Consider the following 6000-nt stretch of genomic DNA (forward strand, 5'->3'; position numbering starts at 1 on the left):
CGGCGAATGGCGGGCCGGTCCCGCCGTTTGTCGCGCCTGTAGCATTCTGGAAACGCACATGCTTGCCAAACGCATTATTCCCTGCCTGGACGTGACCGCCGGCCGCGTGGTCAAGGGCGTCAACTTCCTGGGCCTCAGGGACGCCGGCGATCCGGTGGAAATCGCCCGCCGCTACAACGAGCAGGGCGCCGATGAACTGACTTTTCTCGACATCACCGCCAGTTCCGACCAGCGCGACATCATCCTGCACGTGATCGAAGCGGTGGCGGACCAGGTATTCATTCCGCTGACGGTGGGCGGCGGCGTGCGCTGCATCGCCGATATCCGCCGCCTGCTCAACGCCGGGGCCGACAAGGTCAGCATCAATACTGCGGCTGTCACCAACCCGGAATTCGTGCGCGAAGCGTCCGAGCACTTCGGCAATCAATGCATCGTCGTCGCGCTGGACGCCAAGGCGGTGACGCCGGAAAACGACCGCTGGGAAATCTTCACCCACGGCGGCCGCAACCGCACCGGGCTGGACGCCGTGGAATGGGCGCGCAAGATGCAAGAATTGGGCGCCGGCGAAATCCTGCTGACCAGCATGGACCGCGACGGCACCAAGGCCGGCTTCAACCTGCCGCTCACGCGCGCGGTGTCCGACGCGGTGACCATCCCGGTGATCGCTTCCGGCGGCGTCGGCAATCTGCAGCACCTGGTGGATGGCGTCAAAGAGGGCCATGCCGACGCGGTGCTGGCCGCCAGCATCTTCCATTTTGGCGAATACACGGTGGGCCAGGCCAAACAGGCCATGCGCGACGCCGGCATCGAGGTGAGGCTATGAGCTGGCTGGACGAAGTGAAGTGGGACGACAAGGGCCTGGTCACCGCCATCGCCCAGGACGCGGCCAGCGGCCGCGTGCTGATGGTGGCCTGGATGAGCCGCGAAAGCCTGCAGTTGACCGCCGACACCGGCATCGCCCATTACTGGAGCCGCTCGCGGCAAAAGCTGTGGAAAAAGGGCGAGGAGTCCGGCCATTTGCAGACAGTGAAGGAGCTGCGGCTGGACTGCGACGGCGACGTGATCGTGATGCAGATAGAACAAATCGGCGGCATCGCCTGTCACACAGGGCGGGAGAGCTGTTTTTACCGCCGCTTCGAGAACGGCGGCTGGACGACTGTCGACGCCGTGCTGAAAGACCCGCACAGCATTTACCGCGGCTGAATTGCCGCCGGTCAACGCCGCGGGAGGCGGACCGGCTACAATGGCCTGCCGCGCGGCTGTCATCAGCGCGCCATGGCTGGCCCGCATAATCGCCGGATTTTGGCGAAAAGGATATCGATATGACCCCGGATGTGTTGAAGAACATCGCCGACACGCTGGAGGCTCGGCGCGAGGCCGCGCCCCAGTCCTCCTACGTCGCCTCCCTGTTCCACAAGGGCGAGGACGCCATCCTGAAGAAGGTGGCGGAGGAGGCGGCCGAAACGCTGATGGCCTCCAAGGACAAGGACAAGCTGCATCTGGTGCGCGAAGTGGCCGACCTGTGGTTCCATACCATGGTGTTATTGACTTATCATGGCCTGCGCCCGGAAGACGTGGTGATGGAGCTGCATCGCCGCGAAGGCATTTCCGGTCTGGACGAGAAAGCCTCGCGCAAACCCACAGCCTGATAACGGAAGACAAGCATGAGCGATTGCCTTTTCTGCAAGATCGTGGCGGGCCAGATCCCCGCCAACAAGGTTTACGAGGACGACGATGTGCTGGCTTTCCACGACATCCGTCCCATCGCGCCGGTGCATTTCATGATCATTCCCAAGCAGCACGTCGACTCGCTGGCCCAGTGCGGCCCGGAGCACGAGGCGGTGCTGGGCAAGATTCTGACCCTGGCGCCCAAGCTGGCCAAGGAGCAGGGGCTGGAGTCCGGCTTCAAGACCGGCATCAATACCGGCCGCGGCGGCGGCCAGGAAGTGTTCCATTTGCATGTGCACGTGTTCGGCCACAAGGGCTGAGCGCGGCCTCCGTTTCTAGACTGAAGGAAGAGTCACAATGGGTTCTCTGAGCATTTGGCATTGGCTGATCGTGCTGTTGATCGTGGTTCTGGTATTCGGCACCAAGAAGCTGCCCAATATAGGCAAGGACCTTGGCAACGCGGTCAAGGGCTTCAAGGAAGGCATGAACGAAGGCGCCAAGGAAGGCCAGCCGCCGGCCAAGGAAGCCGGCCGGATCATAGACGGCGAAGCCGACAAGAAATAAGACGGGTGCCGCGTCGTGCTTGACATCAGTTTCGGCGAATTCGTCCTGATAGGCGTGGTGGCGCTGGTGGTGCTGGGGCCTGAGCGCTTGCCCGCCGTGGCCCGCACCGTCGGCGCGCTGCTGGCGCGCGCGCAGCGCTTCGTCGCCACCGTGAAGGCGGACATCCAGCACCAGGCCAATTTGCAGGGACTGGACGATATAAGGCAGGATCTGCAGGACGCAGCGCACAGCTTCCGCGGCCAACTGGAGGCGGAAGTGCAGCAGGTGCGCGACGCCATAGACCAGAACGCGGCCGAGGCGCGCGCGCTGGCCGAGCAGGCGGCGGAGCCGTTCCACGAGGCCGAACGCACGATACACGGCGGCTCGGCGCCTGAGGCCGAGGCGCAGGTCCCGGGCGAGACAACGGATCCTGTCTCGCCGGAAGCGCCTGCCGAGACGCCGCCGCGCGACGAGAACCAGCTGGACCTGTTCGCCCATATGCCGGAGCATCGTCCGGCGCCTCAAATCGCAACTCCTCCGCAAGCCCATCAATGAATGAACAACCGCTGCTGGCGCACCTGATCGAGCTGCGCACCCGGCTGGTGCGCGCCCTGTTGGGCATCGCCGTGGTCTTCCTCGGCCTGTTCCACTGGTCGTCCGACATCTACCACCTGCTGGCCAAGCCGCTGCTGGACGCCTTGCCGCACGGCGGCAGCATGATAGCCACCGAGGTGACGTCCACTTTCTTCGTGCCGATGAAGCTGACGATGCTGGCGGCCTTCCTGATCTCGCTGCCGCACACGCTGTACCAGATCTGGGCTTTCGTCGCGCCGGGCCTGTACGCGCATGAGAAAAAACTGGTGCTGCCCTTGGTGGCGTCCAGCCTGGTGCTGTTTTTGACCGGCATGGCCTTCGCCTATTTCCTGGTGTTCCCGGTGGTGTTCCACTTCATGTCGGCGGTGACGCCGGCCGGCGTCAGCATGATGACGGACATCGACAAATACCTGTCCTTCGTGCTCGGCATGTTCATGGCCTTCGGCACCACCTTCGAGGTGCCGGTGATCGTGGTGGTGCTGACGCGGATGGGTGTGGTGACGGTGGCCAAACTGCGCGAGGCGCGGCCATATGTGATTGTCGGCGCCTTTGTGGTCGCAGCCATCGTCACGCCGCCGGATGTGCTGTCGCAGACCATGCTGGCGGTGCCGCTGTGGTTATTGTTCGAAGTGGGAGTGTTGGTGGCGTCTGCGATGGAGCGCAAGGCCAGACGAGCGGCGGAAGCCGAGTCCGCCCAATGAGCCGCGACGCCTGCCGTTGCGGCGCCTCGGCCGCGCTGATCGCCCTGATCGCCCTGACCCTGGCCTGGGAGCTGTGGCTGGCGCCGCTGCGCGCCGGCGGATCGTTTCTGGTCTTCAAGGCCCTGCTGCTGCTGTTCCCCTTGCGCGGCATCCTGGCCGGGCGGCTCTATACCTACCAGTGGTCCAGCATGTTCATCCTGGCCTTTTTCACCGAAGGCGTGATGCGGGGCTGGGCAGACCATGGCCTGGCGCAGCGGCTGGCCTGGTGCGAGGTTTTGCTCAGCGCGGTGTTTTTCGCCTGCGTGCTGGGCTATGCCCGCAGTTTCAAACGACGGGCATGAGATCCTGAATCTCCCAGAACGAGACCGGCGGCCGATGCTGCCGGTTTTTTTTTGACATTTTGTCTACCGCTTTTGCGTGAATAAGCCCAAGTCGCATCATGGTTGTGGCTGCCGATCCGGGCCGTCATCTAGAATTCCAGCATATAACGAGACCGGGCTCAGCCCGGCCGGCATTCAATAGATCGGGTATGGGGAAATATCATGCGGAATTTGTCTATCGCGGCCAGGATCACCCTTGGCTTCGCGCTGCTATTGGCGGCGCTCATTCTGACCGGCCTGCTGGCCCAATTGGGCCTGGGCAAGATCTCGGCGCGGGCCGAGGAGGTCACCTCGCACGAACTGGCCTTTTATACCGACATCGTCCGCCTGCAGCGCGACATGGGCAATTTGCGCCGCTTCGAGAAAGACTACTTCATCAATCTGGCCGACGACGGCAAGCGCGCCGGCTATATGGGCAAATGGAAAGACGCGCTGGCTGACGCCAAGCAGGCCATCAGCCAGGCCGGCACGCACCCGCTCAATGACGACGCCGCGCAGCAGTTGAGCAAGCTGTCCGGCTTGCTGAACGGCTATGCCGATGGTTTCGGCAAGGTGACCGGCCAGGTGGAGGCCAAGCAGATCGCGGCCACGAGCGACGCGAACAAGGAGCTGGAGAAGTACAAGGACAATATCCACCAGATGGAAGGCGTGGTGGATGGGCTGGGCAAGAGCGCGGCCGACGCGGTGGGCTTGCTGGACGACCAGATCAACGCCGCGGCGGCCAGCGTGCGGGGCCAAATGCTGGCCGAGATCATCGCGGCGCTGGCGATAGGGGGGCTGGTGGGCTGGATCATCATCGCCTCCATCCGCCGCCCGCTGCTGCAGATGCGCGACGCCAACCAGGAGTTGTCGGAACAGCGCAACCTGCGGCTGCGACTGCCGGACTTCGGCCGCAACGAACTGGGCAGCGCGGCCGCCTCCTTGGCCAAGCTGGTGGACAGCGTGCGCGGCGTGGTAGTGGAGTCTCAGGGCCATTCCACCCACTTGGCCCAGGCAGCCAGCCAGTTGAGCGAGGTCAGCGAGCATGTGTCGTCGGCGTCGGCTCACCAATCCGAGGCGGCGGCCAGCGGCGCGGCGGCCATCGAACAGATGTCGGTCAGCATCAATCTGGTGGCGGACAGCACCCAGGATGTGGAGCGGCAGGCGCGGCAGACCATGGAGCAGGCTGCGGCGGGCAGCGAGCTGGCGCAGCAGGCGGCCGGGGAAATCCGCCTGATCGCCACCGCCATCACCGAGACCGCGACCGTGATGGACGGCCTGAACCAGCGCTCGGCCGATATCGGCGACATCGTGCGGGTGATTCATGACATCGCGGACCAGACCAATCTGCTGGCGCTGAACGCGGCGATCGAAGCGGCGCGCGCCGGCGAAATGGGCCGCGGTTTCGCCGTGGTGGCGGACGAGGTGCGCAAGCTGGCCGAGCGCACCAGCCAGGCCACCACGGAAATCTCCGGCCACATCGACGGCGTGCTGGCCGATACCCGCCGCGCCTGCCAGAGCATGCAGCAGGCCAACAGCCGCATCGAGAGCGGCGTGGTCAGCGCCTCCAGCGTGGCCGATGCGCTGGGGCAGATCCGCGAGCTGGCCGAACATTCGGTGCAGCGCATCGCCGACATCGCCGGCGCGATCAAGGAGCAGAGCCAGGCCAGCCAGGAAGTGGCGAGCAGCGTCGAGCAGATCGCTCAGATGAACGGCCAGACCACCGAGGCGGCAGGCGAGGCCAGCGCGCTGGCCGGCGAGCTGCAGACGTTGTCGCGCGAGCTGGACGCTTGTCTGCAGCGCTTCCGCACCTGAGCTCGCGGCCGCGTATGCCTATTTTCCACCCCGGCCAGGCGCCGGGGTTTTACGTTCAACAAGCAGGCGTAGCGCGGGTTGAAACCAGGCGCGCGCGCCCCAGGCCGGTTTGCGCCATGCTTTCGCCGCAGGGAAGCCCCTCTCCCCTCGCGGGAGAGGGGTTGGGGCGAGGGGGGCGACGCCGCCTGCTCCCGTCTGGCCTGGGCCAAGCCAGTTCCGTAGCGCGGGTTGGCCGGAGGCCATGCCCGCGAGCGACTTCGGGGCAAACGGACCGTGGGTATGGCCCATGGCCAAGCCGCGCTACGCGTTTGAAAGTTACA

Annotated in this window: 9 protein-coding genes; all 9 read left to right on the top strand. The window is 64.9% G+C overall.

Annotated features, from left to right (window positions below; all coding sequences use genetic code 11):
* Window positions 1-58: 58 nt before the first annotated feature.
* The 9 genes from hisF to C2I19_RS00985 all read left to right on the top strand — a co-directional run bounded on the left by hisF (window position 59) and on the right by C2I19_RS00985 (window position 5680).
* Entirely contained in the window at window positions 59-823 is a 765-nt protein-coding gene (gene hisF, locus C2I19_RS00945) for an imidazole glycerol phosphate synthase subunit HisF (RefSeq protein ID WP_103900854.1), read from the top strand.
* The gene (gene hisI / locus C2I19_RS00950; protein WP_103900855.1) at window positions 820-1203 is read left to right on the top strand and encodes a phosphoribosyl-AMP cyclohydrolase; all 384 of its coding nucleotides are present in this window, start codon (window positions 820-822) and stop codon (window positions 1201-1203) included. The genes hisF and hisI overlap by 4 nt, the downstream gene beginning before the upstream one ends.
* A 119-nt stretch (window positions 1204-1322) precedes the next feature.
* Complete coding sequence (locus tag C2I19_RS00955) at window positions 1323-1649, top strand: phosphoribosyl-ATP diphosphatase (RefSeq protein ID WP_011134176.1); 327 nt, start codon at window positions 1323-1325, stop codon at window positions 1647-1649.
* Between the two features lie 15 nt (window positions 1650-1664).
* Entirely contained in the window at window positions 1665-1988 is a 324-nt protein-coding gene (locus C2I19_RS00960; protein WP_103900856.1) for a histidine triad nucleotide-binding protein, read from the top strand.
* Between the two features lie 37 nt (window positions 1989-2025).
* Window positions 2026-2232, top strand: coding sequence for a Sec-independent protein translocase subunit TatA (gene tatA, locus C2I19_RS00965; RefSeq protein ID WP_103900857.1), 207 nt, complete (start codon window positions 2026-2028; stop codon window positions 2230-2232).
* 15 nt (window positions 2233-2247) lie between these two features.
* Window positions 2248-2766, top strand: coding sequence for a Sec-independent protein translocase protein TatB (tatB, locus tag C2I19_RS00970; protein WP_103900858.1), 519 nt, complete (start codon window positions 2248-2250; stop codon window positions 2764-2766).
* Window positions 2763-3506: a twin-arginine translocase subunit TatC gene (tatC, locus tag C2I19_RS00975; RefSeq protein ID WP_103900859.1), complete on the top strand. Its 744-nt coding sequence runs from the start codon at window positions 2763-2765 to the stop codon at window positions 3504-3506. Before tatB ends, tatC begins: the two co-directional genes overlap by 4 nt.
* Window positions 3503-3847, top strand: coding sequence for a DUF2069 domain-containing protein (locus C2I19_RS00980; protein ID WP_103900860.1), 345 nt, complete (start codon window positions 3503-3505; stop codon window positions 3845-3847). The genes tatC and C2I19_RS00980 overlap by 4 nt, the downstream gene beginning before the upstream one ends.
* A 201-nt stretch (window positions 3848-4048) precedes the next feature.
* Window positions 4049-5680, top strand: coding sequence for a methyl-accepting chemotaxis protein (locus C2I19_RS00985; protein ID WP_103900861.1), 1632 nt, complete (start codon window positions 4049-4051; stop codon window positions 5678-5680).
* Window positions 5681-6000: the final 320 nt, after the last annotated feature.

This window comes from Chromobacterium alticapitis, assembly GCF_002924365.1.
GTDB lineage: Bacteria > Pseudomonadota > Gammaproteobacteria > Burkholderiales > Chromobacteriaceae > Chromobacterium > Chromobacterium alticapitis.